This window comes from Shigella sp. FC1967, assembly GCF_001743005.1.
Classification (GTDB): domain Bacteria; phylum Pseudomonadota; class Gammaproteobacteria; order Enterobacterales; family Enterobacteriaceae; genus Proteus.
In genome coordinates, this window is record NZ_MIIZ01000914.1 from 1 (window position 1) to 1,953 (window position 1,953).

Genomic DNA, 1,953 nt, shown 5'->3' on the forward strand with positions numbered 1-1,953 from the left:
GGAAATGTTAAACCTCGACCCAACATTGGGTTATCAACGCGGAATATCTGAGTCATTCCTCTAGCCCAACGAATACGTTGGTTAACATGTAATGCTAAACGTTCAGTTGCAAGACCCGCAGCTAAAGGAATATCAATAAATGCAGAGTTCCAACCTAAACGTTGTAATTTCAGCGCAGTATGTGCATCTTCAGTTACCGTTTCAACCGCAATACCACCGATTTCTTCAAGAGCACTACGGCGCATAACAGCACATGAACCACAGAAGAATGTCGCATTCCAGTTATCATTACCACGCTGAACAGGACCATAGAAAAGTGCGCCTTCATGTGGTGCATCTTTCGCCGCACTTAAGTTCCGTTCAAATGGGTCTGGCGAGTAGAAATAGTGTGGCGTTTGGATAAGTGCTAATTTTGGATCTTCAAGAAAGCTTCCTACTGTTGCTTGCAAGAAAATACGTGTTGAAATATGGTCACAGTCAAAAACACAGATTAACTCACCCTCTGTTAATCCCATTGCGTGATTTAAGTTCCCTGCTTTAGCATGATCATGAACTTCACGTTCAATGTAAGTTACACCAACGTCACCAGCGAATTGTTTAAATTCTTCACGACTACCATCATCCAATATATAAACTTTCATTTTATCTTGTGGATAATCGATAGCTTGTGCAGCAAGGACAGTATCACGTACAACATCCAAGCTTTCGTTATATGTTGGAATATAAATATCAACCGTAGGCCATTGAGAAACATCTTTAGGTAAAGGCGCTATTTTTCTATTTAATGGCCATGATGTTTGGAAATATCCTAGAACTAATATTACCCAAGAATAAATCTCAGCCATAAACAAACCACTGCCTAAAATAGCTTCAATAGTTGTATTAAAATTTAAAGTATTTGTTGCACGCCAGTAGAGATAACGTGTTGACATCAACAATGAAATAAAAACCATTGTTAATAAGCGTTTTTTTGATTTTTTAAAACCGATAAAAAATAACAGCAATATATTGATAATACCAAATATATATTGTTGTTCGGCGCTCATTGGCATAACAATGAGTGAAAACATGGTTATCAATAGAAAAGCCGTAATTAATGTTTTTAATATTTTATTCATAAACCCATACCTTTGTCATCGCCATAGATCTATTCTTAAGACAAAGGCACTCCATCGACATTAATGAATATCGAAAAGAAATAAACCCATCTTAAAAAATAAAATAACAATGGCTAAAAGATTGACACTAGTCAATATTATTTATTTACACAAAGAGTTTTACTTATTTAGATTAGACAGAGGCAATAAATGACAATATATCTTTCAGTGATATTTTTTCATGAGCATGAACTCTATCAGTTTCTTTGATATCAACTATTTTATTGTCTGCTAACACGTTTTTCTTACTCTTAATTAAATTATCTTTCTTTGCTTTAACAACGAAAGCATCTTGGTGATAAGAAGGGATAGACGATGAAGCAACAGGCTGTTTTGGTTCGTTTTTCACTACAAGTGAAGTTTCAGAAAACGTATCATTACTTAACTTACTAATTTTATTATTATCTTCTTTATTTATAGCTACGGGTTCTATTTTATTATCAACATCTTGTGTTGTAGAGGAAGTAAACTCTTGAAAAGAAAAAGTATCTTCCTGAAACTTATCTTTTAGGTTACTAATATCATCATACATAGTGTGGCCCCTTTAATAACAGTACGCTAAACCTTGTTCAATAATTTGATGCTCATTCAAAATAAGGAAGAGAGAACCTTATAGATAATTTTTACAATAAGTTAAAAATATATCTTTATAAATTTATATATGAACTCTCGTTAAACCATCAATTAATGAAAATCAACTATGTAGGGTAAAACAATCTTATAATTATTTATCTATTTAATTAAAAACAAGCATCATCAGATTAGTAACAATGATTATTTAAATTAAATTGTATAA

The 1,953-nt window shown here is 32.8% G+C and carries 2 protein-coding genes; both read right to left on the minus strand.

Annotation, left to right across the window (positions count from 1 at the left end; translation table 11 throughout):
• The coding region (locus tag BHE89_RS15835) for a glycosyltransferase (RefSeq protein ID WP_128860623.1) at positions 1-1,118 on the minus strand (1,118 nt) is incomplete at its 3' end.
• Between the two features lie 172 nt (positions 1,119-1,290).
• Positions 1,291-1,689, minus strand: a complete 399-nt coding sequence (locus BHE89_RS15840; RefSeq protein WP_069367388.1) for a hypothetical protein — start codon at positions 1,687-1,689, stop codon at positions 1,291-1,293.
• Positions 1,690-1,953 lie beyond the last annotated feature (264 nt).